Source organism: Spongiactinospora rosea (assembly GCF_003315795.1).
Classification (GTDB): Bacteria; Actinomycetota; Actinomycetes; order Streptosporangiales; family Streptosporangiaceae; genus Spongiactinospora; species Spongiactinospora rosea.
The window spans coordinates 112,951-130,962 of the sequence record NZ_QMEY01000010.1; the positions used below are offsets into that span (position 1 = coordinate 112,951).

Consider the following 18,012-nt stretch of genomic DNA (forward strand, 5'->3'; position numbering starts at 1 on the left):
CGCTCGTTCACACGGGGATGGCGTGGCGTTCGGCGAGGTGGCGGACCTCGGGGGCCCAGGAGGGCTTGGCGCGGCGCATCAAGGATTGGACCGACTCCCGGAGCAGGATGCGGTGGTCCAGGTCTTCGGGGCTTTCGTGGTCGATGCGTAGCAGATGCAGGAGGCAGCCGGTGTCGTCGCCGGTGTCCTCGCAGGCGCGGACGATGTCGCTGAGGTGGGTGGCGCGGCGTTCCAGGCTCGGGGTGGTGCGGAGGTCCACGTCATCGGAGAAGAGCAGGACGCTTTCCGGGTTGTGCGCGTCGGACTCCAGGGAGCAGATGTGGATGGCCACGTTGGTGGGGGAGAAGAAGAGGGGGTCGTACACGTCGCTGCCGTCGACGCGCCGGGCCAGGCGGCGGGCGTCGGTGCGGAGCATTTCTCTGCCGCGTTCGACCTCTCCGGTGCGGGCCAGGCCGATGGCCGCGAGCTGGAACATGCCGCCCAGGGCGCGGATGTGCCGCTGGTCGCCGTCGCCGACGTGGGGCTCGAAGTCCTTGATGCCGTGCAGCACCGTCTCGCAGGCGAGCTGCGGCATGTCGTAGCGGAGGAGCGCCGCCGCGAGTCCTCGATGGGCGAGTCCGATCATCAGTGGGTCGCCGGATTCCTCCGCGTATCGCATCGCCCGGTCCGCCGCCAGGTAGGCGAGGTCCACCCGGCCCACCTGGTAGAGCAGGCTGCGGGCCAGTTCGTAGGCGTCGGCGGCCACCCGGAGCGCCGCGCGGTCCTCGTCGTCATGCACCAGGCGCTCGATGTCGATGATCAGGGCGGGCAGCGCGCGCAGCGTGTCGGTGAAGCGGCGCGGGGAGCCGCAGAAGGCGGCGCGGGTGGCGGTGACCCTCTTCGTGAGCTGGTCCACCGTTGGGGGCTCGACGTCTTGGAGCATGGTCCGGTAGGCGTACAGGGCCCGCTCGACGTCGGCGATCTGTGGCCGGCCGGGCTCCTGCGCCTCCCTGGGCGGCTCGCCGATGAGGAACGCGGTACGGACTCCGAGCACCTTGGCGATCTCGGAGAGCATCGGCGGGCTCGGCGTACGCCGGCCGTTTTCTACCAGCTCGATATGGGGAACCGTGTATCCGGTCAGGGCGGCCAGTGTGGTGGTGCTCATGCCCCGGCGTTCCCGCTCGCGGCGGATGGCGCCGCCCGTATTCGCGTCGTTCATTCGCCCTGGCCCATTCTCCGGCGTCTTGACGGCATCAGGTTACGGCGCTGACCCTTTGCCTGCCAGAGGATCGAGAAAATGCGGATCGCCGATAGAGGTATTGGTCGGGATTAATCTGGGCAAGAAGTAATTCGTCTGATCTATGGGGATTCAATCGCTTTCTGGGGAGAAAATCCCGGCGCGGGCCGCGGCTATGGCGGCCTTGGCGGCGCGGTCGGCGGTGGCCTCGTCGATGGGGTCGCCGCTGGCCAGCAGGCGGTAGTACAGCGGGGCGGAGACGGCGCGGATCACCTCGCGGGGGTCGGTGTCCTCGGGGACCTCGCCGCGGGCGGCGGCCTCGCGTACGCAGGGCGCCCATTCGGTGATGCGGGCGTCGTAGAAGCGGCGCAGGGCGGCGGCCGTGCGTTCGTCGTAGGTGGCGGCGGCGATCACGGCCTTGAACAGCGGGCCCTGGCGTGGGTCGGTCAGCGTCGTGTACACGAGCCGGGCGTGTGCGGTGAGGTCGTCGAGCAGCGAGCCGGTGTGGGTGCGGGGGAGCGAGCTTTCCACCATTTCGGTGAGGAGGTCCGTCATCAGCGCGGTCACGGTGCCCCAACGCCGGTAGACGGTGGTCTTGCCGACGCCCGCGCGCTGCGCGATGTCGGCGAGGTCCATGTGGGCGAAGCCGCGTTCGGCGAGTACGTCGCCCGCGGCCCTGAGTACGGCCGCACGTACGCGGGCGGTACGTCCGCCGGGGCGTACGGTACCCGGTTCGGCCTCATCGGCGGTCATAACGGGTCTCCAGTTCCATTAGCTGCCCTTCTGGTGCTATGGTCCTAACGGTACTGGAGAACCGTTAAGGGGTGGGTTGGTATGGAGTATCGGCGGCTCGGCGAGTCCGGCCTCAAGGTGCCCGCGCTGAGCTTCGGCGCGGGCACGTTCGGCGGCCGGGGGCCGATGTTCAGCGAGTGGGGGACGGTGGACGCCGCCGAGGCCCGCCGCATGGTCAACATCTGCCTGGACGCGGGCGTCACCATGTTCGACAGCGCCGACGTCTACTCCGACGGCGCTTCGGAGGAAGTACTGGGCCAGGCCATCAAGGGCCGCCGGGACCGGGTGCTCATCTCCACCAAGGCCGGCCTGCCGACGGGCGACGGCCCCCAGGACGCCGGGACTTCACGTTCCCGCCTGCTCACGTCGGTGGACGACGCGCTGCGCAGGCTCGGTACCGACCACATCGACCTCTTCCAGCTGCACGCCTACGACGCGGGCACCCCGATCGAGGAGGTGCTGTCCACCCTCGCCGACCTGGTCCAGGCGGGCAAGATCCGCTACACCGGCGTGTCCAACTTCTCCGGCTGGCACCTGATGAAGTCCCTCGCCACGGCCGACCGGTACGGCCACCCGCGCCACGTCGCCCACCAGGTCTATTACTCGCTGGTCGGCCGCGACTACGAGTGGGAGCTGATGCCGCTCGGGCACGCAGAAGGCGTCGGGGCCCTGGTCTGGAGTCCGCTCGGCTGGGGACGCCTGACCGGCAGGATCCGCCGGAACCAGCCCCTTCCGGCCCGCAGCCGCCTGCACCAGACGGCCGACTCCGGCCCGCCCGTCTCCGACGATCACCTCTACGACATCGTGGACGTACTCGACGAGATCGCCGCCGAAACCGGCAAGAGCGTCCCCCAGATCGCCCTCAACTGGCTCCTCCAGCGCCCGACCGTGGCGTCAGTGATCGTCGGAGCCCGTGACGAGGACCAGCTCAGGCAGAACCTCGGCGCGGTCGGCTGGTCCCTGACCGCCGACCAGACGGCCCGCCTGGACAAAGCCAGCGAGATCACCCCGCCCTACCCCTACTACCCGTACCACCGCCCAGGCGGCTTCGCCCAGCTCAACCCCCCGATTCCGATGAGCGGCGGAGCAGGTAGGTGTCCATGATCCAGCCGTTTTCGGCGCGGGCTTTGGCGCGGGTTTGGCGGATTTGTTCGGTTACCTCGGAAACGGGGCCGGATATCAGGATTTCTTGGGGAGTGCCGAGATAGGCGCCCCAGTAGATGTGGAAATCGGAAAGTCCGGCGAAGGAGCAGTGGGCGTCCAGCATGACCACCGTGTCGTCGGCCGTCGGGCCGGATTCGGCGAGGCGGCGGCCGGTGGTGAGGTGGAGGGGGTGGGCGACCTGGGTGAGGGGGATGCGGTGGCGGGCGGTGAGGGCGGCGATGCTGCTGATGCCGGGGATGACCTCGTAGTCGAACCCCACGCGGCCCCGTTCGAGGATTTCTTCGACGATGGCGAGGGTGCTGTCGTAGACGCCCGGGTCGCCCCATACCAGGACCGCGCCGGTCTCCCCCTCGCCCAGGTGTTCGGCGATCAACGACTCAAGGGCCTGGGAGCGGCGGGAGCGCCAGTCTTCGACGGCGGCGGTGTAGGCGGGGGTGGTGCGGTCGCGTTCGGGGTCGCGGGTTTCGGCGATCCGGTACGGCTCGCGGCCGTGTTCGGCGATCATGTCCAGGCGCAGGCGGATCAGGTCGTGTTTGACCTCGCCCTTGTCCACGATGAAGAACACGTCCGTCGCGGCGATGGCCTTGACCGCCTGGAGGGTGAGATGGTCGGGGTCGCCCGCCCCGATGCCGATCACGAGTAGCCGCTTCACCCGACAGAGTCTGCCAGAAGGGCATTTACCGCCACATATACGATGAGCGCCGTGGACCTGGTCGCGATGGGCGATGACTTCGCCGAGTTCTGGCAGGAGCGGCACCTGTGCACGCTCTCCACCGTCCGTCCGGACGGCGGGCCGCCGCATGTGGTGCCGGTGGGGGCGACCCTCGATCTGCCCACCGGGATTGCCCGGGTGATCACGTCGGGGGGTTCGCACAAGGCGCGGCTGATCGGAGCTGAAGGGGCGGCGGTGGCGTTGTGCCAGGTGGACGGGCGGCGTTGGTCCACGCTGGAGGGCCGGGCCGTGGTGCGGACCGAGCCGGACGAGATCGCCGACGCCGTACGCCGCTACGCGACGCGCTACCGGCAGCCCAGGGAGAACCCGGCGCGGGTCGTGATCGAGGTCCAGGTGACCCGCGTACTGGGCAACGTGTGATCACAGTCGTCGGCATCGGCGCGGACGGCTGGGACGGGCTGCCCGCCGCCTCCCGCCGCGCGGTGGAGGCCGCGGACGTGCTGATGGGCGGCCCCCGGCACCTGGAACTCGTGCCCACCGAGGCCGAGCGGGTGGCGTGGCCGTCGCCGCTGCTGCCCGCGTTGCCCGAGCTGTTGCACGAGCACGCGGGCCGCAAGGTGTGCGTGCTGGCCAGTGGTGATCCGATGTTCCACGGGATCGGCACGACGCTGGCCAGGCTGCTCGGCGCGGAGAACGTCCAGGTCCTGCCGCAGGTGTCGTCGCTGTCGCTGGCCTGCGCCCGGCTCGGCTGGCCGGTCGAGCGAATCCAGGTGATAAGCCTGGTCGGGCGCCCGCCCGAGGCGCTGCACGCCGCCGCCGGACCCGGCCGCCGCCTCGTCGTACTCGGCGCGGACGCCGATTCCCCCTCCGTGGTCGCCGGACTGCTGACCCAGGCGGGGTACGGGCCGAGCGAGATGACCGTACTGTCCGATCTGGGCGCGGCCACCGAGGACGTACGGCGGGCCACCGCCGACACCTGGACCGGCCCGGCCGCCTCCCCGCTCAACGTGATCGCCGTCGAGTGCGCCGCCGCGCCGGGCACCGAGCCGCTGTCCGCGATCCCGGGCCTGCCCGACACCGCCTTCGAGCACGACGGGCAGCTCACCAAGCGCGAGGTCCGCGCGGTCACCATGTCCAGACTTGCCCCGCAATATGGCGAACTCCTGTGGGACGTCGGCGCGGGTGCCGGCAGCATCGCCATCGAGTGGCTGCGGGTCCACCCGTCGTGCGCGGCCGTGGCGGTGGAGAGCCGGGCCGACCGGGCCGCCGCCGTGCGGCGCAACGCGGACCGGCTCGGCGTACCGTCGCTGCGGATCGTGACCGGCCGTGCCCCGGACGCCCTGAGCGGCCTGCCGACCCCCGACGCGGTGTTCGTCGGCGGCGGTGCGACCGCCCCCGGCCTGCTGGAACGCTGCTGGGCGGCGCTGCGCCCCGGCGGGCGGCTGGTGGCGAACGCGGTCACGCTGGAGACGGAGGCCGTCGTGGCGGAGTGGTACGGCAGGCTCGGCGGCGATCTCGTCCGCCTGGCCGTGCAGCGGGCCGCGCCGGTGGGCGGGTTCACCGGCTGGCGCGCGGCCATGCCGGTCACCATCTGGTCGGTGACCAAAGGGGACAAACAATGACGGTCTACTTCATCGGCGCGGGGCCGGGCGCGGCCGACCTGATCACGTTGCGCGGGCTGCGCCGCCTGGAAGCCTGCCCGGTGTGCCTGTACGCGGGCTCGCTGGTCCCGGTCGAACTGCTGGACGCCTGCCCGCCCGGCGCCAAGCTGGTGGACACCGCGAACCTGACGCTCGACGAGATCACGGCCGAGTTCGTCGCCGCCCACCGCGACGGCCTGGACGTGGCCCGGCTGCACTCCGGCGACCCGTCCGTCTTCAGCGCGGTGGCCGAGCAGATGCGCAGGCTGGAGGCGTACGGCGTGCCGTACGAGGTGGTGCCGGGCGTACCGGCGTTCGCGGCGGCGGCAGCGGCGCTGGGCCGCGAGCTGACCGTGCCCGGCGTCGGGCAGACCGTCATCCTGACCCGTACCGCCGCCCGCGCGACCCCGATGCCCGAAGGCGAGGACCTGCCCACGCTCGCCGCGAGCCGGTCCACGATGGTGCTGCACCTCGCGGTGCAGCGGATCGAAGCCGTGGTCGCCGACCTGCTGCCCGGCTACGGCCCGGACTGCCCGGTGGCGGTGGTGGCCCGCGCGAGCAGGGACGACGAGGAGATCGTGCGCGGCACGCTCGCCGACATCGCGGCCAAAGTACGCGACGCCGGGATCAAGCGGACCGCCGTGATCATCGTCGGGCGGGTGCTGGCCGCCGCGGAGTTCCCCGGCAGCCACCTCTACAGCGCGGCCCGGGAGCGGGCGTGCGGGTCCTGATCCTGGGCGGTACGGCGGAGGCCCGCGCGCTCGCCGCCGAACTCCACCCTCAGACCTATGTGGTGACCTCCCTGGCCGGACGGGTGACCAACCCGAGGCTGCCGGTGGGCGAGGTGCGCGAGGGCGGGTTCGGCGGGCCGGACGGCCTGGCCGCCTGGCTGGCGGCCGAGCGGATCGATTTGCTGGTGGACGCCACCCATCCGTTCGCGGCGCGGATGACCGCCTCGGCGGTCGCGGCCTCGGCCGCCACGGGCGTGCCGCTGCTGATCCTGCGCCGGCCGGGCTGGACCGAAGGGCCCGGCGATGCCTGGCTGCGGGCTCGGTCCCTGGAGGAGGCCGCCGCGCTGATCGGCTCGGAGGCGCGGGTGTTCCTCACCACCGGACGCCGCAGCCTGCCGGTGTTCGCCGCGCTGCCCGGCCGGTGGTTCCTGGCCAGGTCCGTCGATCCGCCCGAGCCGCCGGTGCCCGCCAACGTCCGCGTACTGCTGGACCGCGGCCCGTACACCGTGGCGGGCGAGACCGTGCTGATCCGCGAACACCGGCTGGACGTCCTGGTCACCAAGGACAGCGGCGGCCCGATGACCACCGCCAAACTGGTCGCCGCCCGGGAGGCCGGGCTGCCGGTGATCATGGTGAACCGGCCGCCGGTGCCGCCGGAGATTCCGTTCGTGGAAACGGTGGCGGACGCCGTGGCCTGGGTTCAGGGGTAGCGGCGCGGGGTGTAGACCACGCCGTCCCCGGTGACCCGGGTGGTAGAGGAGCCGATGATCAGCAGGCAGCGCATGTCCACGACGGCCGGATCGAGGTCGCCGAGCGTGGTCACGGTGACGCTCTCCTCCGGGCCGCCGACGTCCCGGCCGATCACCACGGGCGTCTGCGGCGCGCGGTGTTCGAGCAGCAGGTCACGGGCGGCGGCGACCTGCCAGGTACGGCTGCGCGAGGCCGGGTTGTAGATCGCCAGCACCAGATCGGCCGCGGCGGCGGCGGTGATCCGGCGGGCCACCACCTCCCACGGCTTGAGCAGGTCCGACAGGGACAGTACGCAGAAGTCGTGGCCCAGCGGCGCGCCCGCCCGGCTGGCCACGGCCTGGGCGGCGGTCAGACCGGGCACCACCCTGACCGGTACGCCGGGAAAGTCCCCCGCCGCCTCCAGCACCGCGCTGGCCATCGCGAACACGCCGGGATCGCCCGACGAGACGACCGCCACCCGCGCCCCGGAGGCGGCGAGTTCCAGGGCGTGCCGGGCACGTTCGGCCTCCACGCGGTTGTCGGTACGGTGGCGGCGCTGCCGCGGGTTCGGGGCCACCCGATCGACATAAGGCCCATATCCCACGATGTCGGTAGCCGCCGCCAGCGCCTCCTGCGCCTCCGGCGTGAGCCAGTCCCGCCCGGCCGGGCCGAGCCCGACCACGGCCACCTCGCCTGGGCCTTCCGCCTGCGGTGATTCGGGGATGAACGTCTCTTGAGCAGGACTCGGCAGCAGCGCCAGCGCGAAGTACGGCACGCCGTTCGGATCGACGTCCTTCAGCGGCGCGACCCGCTGGCCGCCCATGGTGGCCCGCTCGACGTACCAGGCGTCGTCCAGCCGGCCGGTCTCCGCCAGGGCGTCCCTGACCTTGGTGAACGTCCGGCCCAGCTTCAGCACGGCGGCCGGGTCGGGGCCGCCCAGCCGTTCGGCGAGCACGTCGGCGGGCAGCGTGCCGGGCAGCACGGTCAGCACCTCGTCGCGCTCCACCAGCGGACGCCCCAGCACGGCCGAGGCCGCGCTGACCGACGTGACGCCCGGCACGACCTCGGTCGGGTAGCGGTGCGCGAGCCGTTTGTGCAGGTGCATGTAGGAGCCGTAGAACATCGGATCGCCCTCGGCCAGCACCACCACCGTACGGCCCGCGTCCAGGTGGGCGCCCAGGCGCTGCGCGCAGTCGGCGTAGAAGTCGTCCAGCGCGCCCTGGTATCCGCCCGGATGGTCGGTGGTCTCCGTGGTCAGCGGGTAGAGCAGCAGCTCCTCGACCTGGCCCTCGCGCAGGTACGGCAGCGCGATCGAACGGGCGATGCTGCGCCCGTGCCGGGCCGCGTGGTACGCGATCACGTCGGCCTCGCCGATCAGCCTGGCCGCCCTGACGGTGATCAGCTCGGGGTCGCCGGGGCCGAGCCCGACCCCGTACAGACGTCCGGTCAACCCGCTCACTCCTTCTCGCTGGCGATGGCGTTGATCGCCGCCGCGGTCATCGCGCTGCCGCCCCGGCGGCCGTGTACGACCAGGTGGTCGAGGTCGCTCTCGGCGAGCGCGCGCTTGGACTCGGCCGCGCCGATGAAGCCGACCGGGATGCCGAGCACGGCGGCGGGCCTGCCCGCGCCCTCGGCGACGAGTTCGAGCAGCCGGAACAGCGCGGTCGGCGCGTTGCCGATGGCCACCACCGAACCGGGCAGGCGGTCCCGCCACAGTTCGAGGGCGGCGGCGCTGCGGGTGGTGCCGAGTTCCGCGGCGAGCGCGGGCACGGCGGGGTCGGCGAGCGTGCACACCACGTCGTTGGCGGCGGGGAGCCTGCTCCTGGTCACGCCGGAGGCGACCATCCGCGCGTCGCACAGCACGGGCGCGCCCCGGCGCAGCGCCTCCCGGGCCCTGATCACCGCGCCGGGGGACCAGGCCAGGTCGGTGACCAGGTCGGTCATTCCGCAGGCGTGGATCATCCGCACCGCCACCTGGGCGATCTCGGGCGGTACGCCGGTCAGGTCCGTCTCGGCGCGGATGGTCGCGAACGAACGCCGGTAGATCTCGGCTCCGTCGCGCAGGTAGTCGGTCACGGGTTCCTCTCGTGGTAGCCGGCCGGGGTGGCGGTCATCTGGACGACCCGGCCGCGGGGGAGTCCGCACCGGCGTTCGCAGCCGGACCAGTGGACGGGGGCAGGGGCGGGGGCGGTCAGCGTATCGACCCAGCGGCGGGCGTCCTCGCGTACGTCGGCCAGCGCCTTCGCGCACCCGGGCCTGCCGGTGCAGGCGCTCACGCCGTTCCACGGCGAGGCGGGGTCGGTGACCAGCCCGGCCCGGGTGAGTTCCTGTTCCACCTGGTCGGCGTCGGCGGGGTCCAGGTCGAGCAGGACGACGGTCCGCCACGGCGTGAGCCGTACCGTGCCGGTGATCATCCGCGCCTGCGCGGCCGTCAGCCGTCCCAGCGGGACGACCGCCGACAGCGCCACGCGCCCGTCGCGCTGGGTGATCCGCCCGGCCCGGAGTTCCCGGCCCTCCGGTACTTCGGGCGCGGCGCCGGCTGTGCCGCCGAGGCGGCGGGCGATGCGGGCCGGGCCGTCGGGGAGTTCGGCGATGCGCCAGGAGTCGGTGCGTTCGGCCAGGAAGGCGCGGGCGGCGGCGATCATCAGTCCGGGGGCCTCGGTCTCGCTCGCGGTGAGCCCCGCGTCGACGCCCGCCAGCAGCAGCCGTCCGTCCCAGGCGATGTCCGCGCCGAGGTTCAGTACGTCGCCGGTGCCGTCGTCCACCGCGAACAGGAAGCGGCCGGGCAGGGACGCGAGTTCCGGTACCGCGCACAGTTCGCGATCAAGGGCCGCCACCAGGAGCTGGGTGTCCAGCCCGGTCCTGCGGCCGCCGAGCGGGGAGGCGACGATGTTGCGCACGCGTTCGTGGGCCGCCGACGGCAGCAGTCCGGCGGCGGCGATTCTTCCGGCGAAAGCCGCGGGCGAGCGCAGCCCGCGTACCTGGACGTTGGCCCGGGAGGTCAGCTCGATCACTCCCGCGCCCAGCTCCGCCGAGCCGTCCGCCAGCGCGGTGAGCTGGGCGGACGTGACGGCCCCGCCGGGCAGGCGCACCCGGGCGAGCGGCCCGTCGGCCGCCTCGTGCACCTGGAGCGCCCCCGGACACGCGTCCGGCCGCTCGCGGCCGGAAAAGTCGGCTTTGGACACGATCTGGATGGTAACGCCACTTCTGTCGTAGGCTTCCGGGTAGGCGATGGCAATGGGAGGAAGCCGGTGTGAAACCGGCGCGGTCCCGCCACTGTGACCGGGGAGCGACCCCCAACCGCAAGGCCACTGCCCGGCGACGGGTGGGAAGGCCGGGGTGAGCGCTGATCCGGGAGCCAGGAGACTCCTGCCGTCGCGACACCCGCGACCGGGGCGAGGACCCCGAGGGAGGATCGCGCCGTGCCTGGCGACAGCCGTACCGTTCTGCTGCTCTCGACCTCTGACACCGACCTGCTCAGCGCCCGTGCCAGTGGCGCGGCGTACCGGCCGGGCAACCCGGCCAGGCTCACCCCTGACGACCTGCCCGCGCTGCTCGACGGCATCGATTTGGTGGTGGTCCGCCTGCTCGGCGGGCGGCGGGCCTGGGAGGAAGGGCTCGACGCCCTGCTCGCCGGGCCGCGCCCGGTCGCCGTACTCGGCGGCGAGCAGGCCCCCGACGCCGAACTCATGGAACTCTCCACCGTCAGCGGCGGCGTCTGCGCCGAGGCGCACGCCTACCTGGCCCATGGCGGCCCGGCCAACCTGGCCGAACTGCACGCCTTCCTGTCCGACACCGTGCTGCTGACCGGGCACGGATTCGCGCCGCCCGCCCCGGCCCCCACCTGGGGCCTTCTGGAACGCGCTCCGAAGTCCACCAGCGGCCCCGTGATCGGCATCCTGTACTACCGCGCCCACCACATGGCCGGGAACACCGGATTCGTCGAGGCCCTGGCCACCGCCATCGAGGACGCCGGAGGTCAGGCCATGCCGATCTTCTGCTCCTCGCTGCGCACCGCCGAGCCCGAACTGATCGACACCCTGCGCGCCGCCGACGCCCTCGTGGTCACCGTCCTGGCCGCGGGCGGTTCCCGCCCGGCCACGGCGGGCGCGGGCGGCGACGACGAGGCATGGGACGTCGGCGCGCTGGCCGCCCTGGACGTACCGATCCTGCAGGGGCTCTGCCTGACCTCCACCCGCCGGGCCTGGGAGGACAACGACGACGGCCTGTCCCCGCTGGACGCGGCCTCGCAGGTGGCGATCCCGGAGTTCGACGGGCGGATCATCACCGTGCCGTTCTCGTTCAAGGAGATCGACGAGGACGGCCTGACCGTCTACGTCGCCGACTCCGAACGGGCCGCGCGGGTGGCGGGCATCGCCGTACGGCACGGCCTGCTCCGGCACACCCCGCCCGCCGGGCGGCGGATTGTGGTCATGCTGTCGGCGTACCCCACCAAGCACTCCAGGATCGGCAACGCGGTCGGCCTGGACACCCCCAGGAGCACCGTGCGGCTGCTCGCCCGGATGGCCGAGGCGGGCTACGACCTGGGCGAAAACTTCCCGGGGGTGCTTGAGCAGGACGGCGACGCGCTGATCCACGCGCTGATCGCGGCCGGTGGCCAGGACCCCGACTGGCTCACCGAGGAGCACCTGGCGGGCAACCCGGTCCGCATTCCTTCTGCTGTCTATGAGACCTGGTACCGCACGCTCCCCGGTGAACTGCGGGAGGCCATCGAGCGGCACTGGGGGCCGCCGCCCGGCGAGCTGTTCGTGCACGAAGGGGACATCGTGCTCGCCGCGCTGCGCGCCGGGAACGTCGTGGTGATGGTCCAGCCGCCGCGTGGGTTCGGGGAGAACCCGATCGCCATCTACCACGACCCCGACCTGCCGCCCAGCCACCACTACCTGGCCGCTTACCGGTGGCTGTCGGCGGAGTTCGGCGCGCACGCCATGGTCCATGTGGGCAAACACGGCAATCTGGAGTGGCTGCCGGGCAAGGCGGCGGGCATGTCGGCGGCCTGCGGCACCGACGCGGCGATCGGCGACCTGCCGCTGGTCTACCCGTTCCTGGTGAACGACCCGGGGGAGGGCACTCAGGCCAAGCGCCGCGCGCACGCCGTACTGGTCGACCACCTGGTGCCCCCGATGGCCCGCGCGGACACCTACGGCGACATCGCCCGGCTGGAACAACTGCTGGACGAACACGCCACGATCGCCGCGATGGACCCCGCCAAGCTGCCCGCCATCCGCGCGCAGATCTGGACGCTGATCCAGGCCGCCCGGCTCGACCACGACCTCGGGCTCGACGACCGGCCGCACGACAGCGAGTTCGACGACTTCATCCTGCACGTGGACGGCTGGCTGTGCGAGGTCAAGGACGCGCAGATCCGCGACGGCCTGCACGTACTCGGCGAGGCACCGGCCGGGGAGCAGCGGATCGACCTGGTGCTGGCCATGCTGCGGGCCCGGCAGATGTGGTCCGGCCGGGAGAGCCTGCCCGGCCTGCGCGAGGCGCTGGGCCTGGCCGAGGACGGCACGGCCGGGCTTGCCGCCGTGGACGACGCCGAGGCCACCGCCCGCGCCCTGGTCGGCGGCATGGAGGAACGCGGCTGGCGGCCGGAGGCGGCGGCCGAGGTCGCGGCCGGGCATCCCGCCGAGGTGGCCCGCGTACTGGCCTTCGCCGCGGCCGAGGTCGTACCGCGCCTGGCCCGCACCACCGACGAGATCGGCAACGTGCTGCACGCGCTCGACGGCGGTTACGTCCCGGCGGGGCCGAGCGGTTCGCCGCTGCGCGGCCTGGTCAACGTGCTGCCGACCGGCCGCAACTTCTACTCCGTCGATCCCCGCGCGGTGCCCAGCCGGCTCGCCTGGGAGACCGGGCAGGCGATGGCGGACTCCCTGCTCGCCCGCTACCGGGCCGACACCGGCGAGTGGCCGCGTTCGGTGGGGCTCTCGGTCTGGGGGACCAGCGCGATGCGCACGGCGGGCGACGACGTGGCCGAGGTACTGGCGCTGCTCGGTGTGCGCCCGGAATGGGATGAGGCGTCCCGCCGGGTGACCGGGCTCGTGCCGATCTCCGTCGCCGAGCTGGGCCGCCCGCGGATCGATGTGACGGTACGGATCAGCGGGTTCTTCCGGGACGCGTTCCCGCACGTGGTGGCCATGCTGGACGACGCGGTACGGCTGGCCGCCTCCCTTGAGGAGGCGGACGAGGACAACTACGTGCGGTCCCATGTCCGGGCGAGCGGCGGGGACGAGCGCCAGGCGACCATGCGGATCTTCGGGTCGGCGCCCGGGGCGTACGGGGCCGGGCTGCTCCCGCTGATCGACAGCCGCAACTGGCGGGACGACGCCGACCTGGCCGAGGTGTACGCGGTGTGGGGCGGTTACGCGTACGGGCGTGGCCTGGAGGGCGTCGCGGCTCGGCCGCAGATGGAGGACGCCTACCGCCGGATCGCGGTGGCCGCCAAGAACGTGGACACGCGCGAACACGACATCGCCGACTCCGACGACTATTTCCAGTACCACGGGGGGATGGTCGCCACGGTACGGGCGCTGACGGGGAGGTCGCCGGTCGCGTACGTCGGGGACAGCACCCGCCCGGACGCCGTGCGCACCCGGACTCTCTCGGAGGAAACGTCCAGGATCTTCCGGGCGCGGGTGGTCAATCCGCGCTGGGTGGCCGCGATGCGCAGGCACGGCTACAAGGGCGCGTTCGAGCTGGCCGCGACCGTGGACTACCTGTTCGGCTACGACGCCACCACGGGTGTGGTGGCCGACTGGATGTACGACAAGCTGACCGAGACCTACGTGCTGGACCCGGAGAACCAGGAGTTCATGAGCAGGTCCAACCCGTGGGCGCTGCACGGCATCGCCGAACGCCTGCTGGAGGCCGCCGACCGGGGCATGTGGCAGCATCCCGATCCGGAGATCCTGCGCGGGCTGCAAGAGGTCTACCTCAAGACCGAGGGCGACCTGGAGGACGACACCAGCCGGTGAGCGAAGGCGGGCGCGCCCGCCCAGTGAACGTGCAGGTAGGAGGCGGTCACGCGGGCGTCGCCATAGCCGTCCGCGCCGCCGTCCCAGCGGTACAGGGGGGCGGCGGCGAGGCGTACGGCGGTGCGGTGGAACTCGTGGCCGCGTACCCGCTCTCCGGCTCTGGTCAGCGGGGAGTCGTGCAGGGCGACGGCGTCGCGGTAGCCGAGCGTCAGTTTGTCCGTCATGTGGGCCTGGGCGGGGATGCGGCCGCACATTCTCTGGCCGTCGAGGCTTTCGCAGAGGTAGAGCAGGCCGGCGCATTCGGCGGCGATCGGGCCGGGGAAGGCGGCCACCTGGGCGCGCAGCGGCTCGTTGGCGGCCAGCTCGGTCGCGTACATCTCGGGGAAACCGCCGCCGATGACCAGAGCGGCGGTGCCTTCGGGGAGCTTTTCATCGCGTAGCGGGTCGAAGGGAACGACGTCGGCGCCGGCGGCTTGCAGGAGTTCGGTGTGCTCGGTGTAGCCGAAGGTGAAGGCCGGTCCGCTTGCTATGGCGACTAGGGGCTTTTGAGATGTTTTGTGGTGTGGTGGCTCCCAGGGGGTGGCCGTCAGGGGTGGAGCCGAATGGGCCAGCGCGAGCAGCGCGGTCAGGTCGCAGGAGCGGCCGATGAGCGCGGCCAGTTCGTCCACCGCCGCGAGTGCGTCGGCGCGGCGTTCGGCGGCGGGCACGAGTCCGAGGTGCCTTGAGGGCGTGGCCACGTCGTCGGCGCGGCGGATCGCGCCGAGCACCGGCACCCCGGCCGCGGCCATCGCCTCCCGGCACACCTGCTCGTGCCGGTCGGAACCGATCCGGTTCAGCACCACCCCGCCCACCCGGATCCGCGGGTCGAACGTGGCGAAGCCGTGTACCAGCGCCGCGACCGATCCGCTCTGCCGGGCCGCGTCCACGACCAGCACCACCGGGGCGGACAGCAGGCGGGCGACGTGCGCGGTGGAGGCGAAATCGGTCTCGCCCCGCCCGTCGAACAGGCCCATCACGCCTTCGACCACCGCTACGTCGCAGTCCGCCGCGCCGCGCAGGAAGAGGGGGGCCACCAGGTCCTCGCCGACCAGCCACGGGTCCAGGTTGCGGCCGGGGCGACCGGCGGCCAGCGCGTGGTAGCCCGGGTCGATGTAGTCCGGGCCGACCTTGTGGGGGGAGACGGTGAGGCCGCGCCCGCGCAGCGCGGCCATCAGGCCGGTGGCCACCGTGGTCTTGCCGCTGCCCGAGGCCGGGGCGGCGATGACCAGGCGGGGGATCGTCCGGGCTACCACTCGATGCCCTTCTGGCCCTTCTGCCCGGAGTCCATGGGGTGGCGGATCTTGCCCATTTCGGTGACGAGGTCGGCGGCCTCGATCAGCTCGGCGGGGGCGTCCCGGCCGGTGATCACGACGTGCTGGTCGCCGGGGCGTCGGGTGAGGGCGTCCAGTACGTCGGTGAGGTCCAGCCAGCCCCATTTGAGGGGGTAGGTGAACTCGTCGAGTACGTAGAAGCGGTAGGTCTGTGCTTCCAGGTCGCGTTTTATCTGGGCCCAGCCCTCGCGGGCCTGGGCGGCGTGGTCGTCCTCGGTGCCGGCGCGCTGGATCCACGACCAGCCCTCGCCCATCTTGTGCCAGGTCACCGGGCCGCCCTCGGGGCTGTCGCCGAGTACGCGAAGGGCGCGTTCCTCGCCGATCCGCCACTTGGCGGACTTCACGAACTGGAACACGCCGATCGGCCAGCCCTGGTTCCAGGCGCGCAGCGCCATGCCGAAGGCGGCGGTGGACTTGCCCTTGCCCGGACCGGTGTGGACGATCAGCAGCGGGCGGGTGCGGCGCTGCCTGGTGGTGAGTCCGTCGTCGGGGATGACGGCGGGCTTGCCCTGCGGCATGCTACTCAGCTCGCCTTTCTGGGGTGGCCTAGTTGGGACAGGGCTTCGATGGGGAGGAGGCGGGCTCGCAGGCGGGTCGCCAGGCGTACGGCGAGGCCCAGCCGTACCGGGCCGCTCTCGCAGTCCACGACCACGGTCGCGGTGCCCTTCAGGAGGTCGGCGGCGCGGTCCACGTCGTTGGCCTTTGTGGTGGCTCGGCCGTCGGTGACCAGTACCAGCAGCGGACGCCTGGCCGGGTCGCGCAGCTTCTCCACGCGCAGGACCTCGGCGGCGCGGGCCAGTCCGGCGGCGAGCGGGGTGCGCCCGCCGGTGGGCAGTGAGCGAAGCCGGGCCGCTCCCGCCTCCACGGAGGAGGTGGGGGGGAGCGCGACGGTGGCCTCCGTGCCTCTGAAGGTGATCAGGCCGATCTTGTCGCGGCGCTGGTAGGCGTCGAGGAGGAGGCTGAGCACGGCGGTCTTGACGGTGGTCATCCGGCGGCGGGCGGCCATCGAGCCGCTGGCGTCCACGACGAACAGCACCAGGTTGCCCTCCCGGCCCTCGCGTACGACCTCGCGCAGGTCGTCGGGTTTCAGGACCAGGCCGGGGCCGGTGCGTCCGCGGTCGTGCTGGTGGGGGGCGGCGGCCAGGACGGTGGCCGGAATGTGCAGGTCGCGTACCGGGCCGTTGCGCGGGCGGCGGGAACCGGTGCCGCGGCCGTGTGTGGAACGTGATCGTGAACGGCGTCCGGCTGCGCCGGCGCCGACGCCGGGGGCGGCCAGCAACGGCACCCGGTACGGCGCGGCCACTCCGGCCACCTGCTCCTGCGCTGTCGTCCCTGGAGAGCCCGCCTCCGCGTCCGGCTCTCCGGCCTCGGGCTTTTCGGGATCCGGCTTGGGTGAGCCCGCCGTCGCGGAATCGCCGCGCCCGGCCTGGTCCGGTCCTGCGTCCTGCGGGCGGCCCGGGTCCCCCCGGTCACCGTTGGGACCGCCGCCCGGTGGGTCGTCCCGCGGCCCTCCGTCCGGGTCGTCGTCGCCGGAGGTGCGGTCCAGCAGCTCGTCCAGCAGGGCCTCGTCCAGGCCCGGCGCGTCGAACGGGTCGCGCCGCCGCCGGTGCGGCAGCGACAGGCGGGCCGCCGCGCGTACGTCCTCGACGGTCACCGCGTCCCGGCCCCGCCAGGCGGCGTGCGCGATGGCCGCGTTCGCCGTCACCAGGTCGGCCCGCAGGCCGTCCACCTCGAACCCGGCGCACACTTCGGCGATCTGGCGCAGGCGGGCGTCCGGCAGCCGTACGTCTGCGAGCCTGGCCCGGGCCGCGGCGATCCGCTCCGCCAGCGCCGACTCCTCCTCCGCCCAGCGGGCCGCGAAGCCGCGCGGGTCGGCGTCGAAGGCGAGCCTGCGGCGTACCACCTCGGCCCGCTCGCCCGGCTCGCGCGAGGCCCTGACCTCGACGGTCAGCCCGAACCGGTCCAGGAGCTGCGGGCGCAGCTCGCCCTCCTCCGGGTTCATGGTGCCGACCAGCAGGAACCGGGCCGCGTGCCGTACCGACACCGACTCGCGTTCGACGTAGCAGGTGCCGAGCGCCGCCGCGTCCAGGAGCAGGTCCACGAGGTGGTCGTGCAGGAGGTTCACCTCGTCCACGTATAGGACGCCCCGGTGCGCCGCCGCCAGCAGGCCCGGCTCGAACGCCTTCACCCCCTCGGTCAGCGCCCGCTCGACGTCCAGCGAACCGGCCAGGCGGTCCTCCGACGCGCCGACCGGCAGCTCCACCAGCGCGGCCGGGCGGCGTACGCCCTCGGCCGCGGGGTCGTGCGGGCCGTCCGGGCACTCGGGGTCGGGCGCGGCCGGGTCGCAGGCGAACCGGCAGCCCGGGACCACCGCGACGGCGGGGAGCTGGGCGGCGAGGGCGCGTACGATCGTGGACTTGGCGGTGCCCTTCTCGCCGCGTACGAGGACTCCGCCGACCCGGGGGGAGACCGCGTTGAGCACCAGCGCCAGCTTCAGGTCATCGAGCCCGACCACGGCGCTGAACGGATAGGCGACCATCAGGTCGGGGAAATCGTGGGCGTGGTCACTGCGCGCATGTTCGGCCTCCTTGGGATGACGCGTCCCGCTGACGAGGTCACGGCCACCAAGCGACCTGGCTCCCGGGATCTAGGTCCCGGATACAGTGGCGCGTCCGCACCGGCATCTCACCGGATTTCCC

The 18,012-nt window shown here is 72.9% G+C and carries 15 protein-coding genes and 1 riboswitch; of the genes, 6 read left to right on the top strand and 9 right to left on the bottom strand.

Annotated elements, in window-relative coordinates:
• Window positions 1-7: 7 nt before the first annotated feature.
• Both DP939_RS23045 and DP939_RS23050 read right to left on the bottom strand, forming a co-directional pair.
• Window positions 8-1,198: a helix-turn-helix domain-containing protein gene (locus DP939_RS23045; RefSeq protein WP_113982843.1), complete on the bottom strand. Its 1,191-nt coding sequence runs from the start codon at window positions 1,196-1,198 to the stop codon at window positions 8-10.
• A 150-nt stretch (window positions 1,199-1,348) separates the two neighbouring features.
• Entirely contained in the window at window positions 1,349-1,969 is a 621-nt protein-coding gene (locus DP939_RS23050; protein WP_113982844.1) for a TetR/AcrR family transcriptional regulator, read from the bottom strand.
• Between the two features lie 81 nt (window positions 1,970-2,050).
• Between DP939_RS23050 and DP939_RS23055 the strand changes: the two genes are divergently transcribed.
• Window positions 2,051-3,112, top strand: a complete 1,062-nt coding sequence (locus DP939_RS23055) for an aldo/keto reductase (RefSeq protein WP_113982845.1) — start codon at window positions 2,051-2,053, stop codon at window positions 3,110-3,112.
• Here DP939_RS23055 and cobF read toward each other — a convergent pair.
• Complete coding sequence (gene cobF, locus DP939_RS23060) at window positions 3,066-3,824, bottom strand: precorrin-6A synthase (deacetylating) (protein WP_113982846.1); 759 nt, start codon at window positions 3,822-3,824, stop codon at window positions 3,066-3,068. The two genes, DP939_RS23055 and cobF, sit on opposite strands and share 47 nt — an antisense overlap.
• Window positions 3,825-3,866: 42 nt before the next feature.
• Between cobF and DP939_RS23065 the strand changes: the two genes are divergently transcribed.
• The 4 genes from DP939_RS23065 to DP939_RS23080 are packed head-to-tail and all read left to right on the top strand — an operon-like array spanning window position 3,867 to window position 6,926.
• Window positions 3,867-4,265, top strand: a complete 399-nt coding sequence (locus DP939_RS23065) for a pyridoxamine 5'-phosphate oxidase family protein (protein WP_113982847.1) — start codon at window positions 3,867-3,869, stop codon at window positions 4,263-4,265.
• Window positions 4,262-5,467, top strand: coding sequence for a precorrin-6y C5,15-methyltransferase (decarboxylating) subunit CbiE (gene cbiE, locus DP939_RS23070; RefSeq protein WP_113982848.1), 1,206 nt, complete (start codon window positions 4,262-4,264; stop codon window positions 5,465-5,467). The genes DP939_RS23065 and cbiE overlap by 4 nt, the downstream gene beginning before the upstream one ends.
• Window positions 5,464-6,216: a precorrin-4 C(11)-methyltransferase gene (cobM, locus tag DP939_RS23075; RefSeq protein ID WP_113982849.1), complete on the top strand. Its 753-nt coding sequence runs from the start codon at window positions 5,464-5,466 to the stop codon at window positions 6,214-6,216. The genes cbiE and cobM overlap by 4 nt, the downstream gene beginning before the upstream one ends.
• Entirely contained in the window at window positions 6,204-6,926 is a 723-nt protein-coding gene (locus tag DP939_RS23080; RefSeq protein ID WP_113982850.1) for a cobalt-precorrin-6A reductase, read from the top strand. Before cobM ends, DP939_RS23080 begins: the two co-directional genes overlap by 13 nt.
• Here DP939_RS23080 and cobJ read toward each other — a convergent pair.
• From cobJ to DP939_RS23095, 3 genes are read right to left on the bottom strand one after another with little or no spacing between them, the layout of a single operon-like run.
• Window positions 6,917-8,395 (bottom strand): precorrin-3B C(17)-methyltransferase, encoded by a 1,479-nt coding sequence (gene cobJ, locus DP939_RS23085; protein ID WP_113982851.1) that lies wholly within the window; start codon window positions 8,393-8,395, stop codon window positions 6,917-6,919. The two genes, DP939_RS23080 and cobJ, sit on opposite strands and share 10 nt — an antisense overlap.
• A 5-nt stretch (window positions 8,396-8,400) precedes the next feature.
• On the bottom strand, window positions 8,401-9,021 hold the full coding sequence (locus DP939_RS23090; RefSeq protein WP_113982852.1) for a precorrin-8X methylmutase: 621 nt from the start codon (window positions 9,019-9,021) through the stop codon (window positions 8,401-8,403).
• Window positions 9,018-10,130 (bottom strand): precorrin-3B synthase, encoded by a 1,113-nt coding sequence (locus DP939_RS23095; RefSeq protein ID WP_113982980.1) that lies wholly within the window; start codon window positions 10,128-10,130, stop codon window positions 9,018-9,020. Before DP939_RS23095 ends, DP939_RS23090 begins: the two co-directional genes overlap by 4 nt.
• An 11-nt stretch (window positions 10,131-10,141) precedes the next feature.
• Window positions 10,142-10,333: riboswitch (cobalamin riboswitch) on the top strand.
• 34 nt (window positions 10,334-10,367) lie between these two features.
• Between DP939_RS23095 and cobN the strand changes: the two genes are divergently transcribed.
• Complete coding sequence (gene cobN / locus DP939_RS23100) at window positions 10,368-13,943, top strand: cobaltochelatase subunit CobN (protein WP_113982853.1); 3,576 nt, start codon at window positions 10,368-10,370, stop codon at window positions 13,941-13,943.
• On the opposite strand, the gene DP939_RS23105 is transcribed toward cobN, so the two are convergent.
• The 3 genes from DP939_RS23105 to DP939_RS23110 are packed head-to-tail and all read right to left on the bottom strand — an operon-like array spanning window position 13,898 to window position 17,852.
• Window positions 13,898-15,211, bottom strand: coding sequence for a cobyrinate a,c-diamide synthase (locus tag DP939_RS23105; protein ID WP_199565370.1), 1,314 nt, complete (start codon window positions 15,209-15,211; stop codon window positions 13,898-13,900). The genes cobN and DP939_RS23105 overlap by 46 nt on opposite strands.
• Window positions 15,212-15,228: 17 nt before the next feature.
• Window positions 15,229-15,831, bottom strand: coding sequence for a cob(I)yrinic acid a,c-diamide adenosyltransferase (cobO, locus tag DP939_RS47075; RefSeq protein ID WP_199565361.1), 603 nt, complete (start codon window positions 15,829-15,831; stop codon window positions 15,229-15,231).
• Window positions 15,832-15,836: 5 nt separating this feature from the next.
• Window positions 15,837-17,852, bottom strand: coding sequence for a putative cobaltochelatase (locus DP939_RS23110; protein ID WP_113982855.1), 2,016 nt, complete (start codon window positions 17,850-17,852; stop codon window positions 15,837-15,839).
• Window positions 17,853-18,012: the final 160 nt, after the last annotated feature.

What these genes read in the sequence shown, in the direction of transcription:
- DP939_RS23065 (WP_113982847.1), top strand. Translation starts at nt 3,867, where the DNA reads ATGAGCGCCGTGGACCTGGTCGCGATGGGCGATGACTTCGCCGAGTTC.
- DP939_RS23055 (WP_113982845.1), top strand. Translation starts at nt 2,051, where the DNA reads ATGGAGTATCGGCGGCTCGGCGAGTCCGGCCTCAAGGTGCCCGCGCTG.
- cobM (WP_113982849.1), top strand. Translation starts at nt 5,464, where the DNA reads ATGACGGTCTACTTCATCGGCGCGGGGCCGGGCGCGGCCGACCTGATC.
- DP939_RS23110 (WP_113982855.1), bottom strand. Translation starts at nt 17,852, where the DNA reads ATGGTCGCCTATCCGTTCAGCGCCGTGGTCGGGCTCGATGACCTGAAG.
- cobO (WP_199565361.1), bottom strand. Translation starts at nt 15,831, where the DNA reads ATGCCGCAGGGCAAGCCCGCCGTCATCCCCGACGACGGACTCACCACC.
- DP939_RS23050 (WP_113982844.1), bottom strand. Translation starts at nt 1,969, where the DNA reads ATGACCGCCGATGAGGCCGAACCGGGTACCGTACGCCCCGGCGGACGT.
- DP939_RS23045 (WP_113982843.1), bottom strand. Translation starts at nt 1,198, where the DNA reads ATGAACGACGCGAATACGGGCGGCGCCATCCGCCGCGAGCGGGAACGC.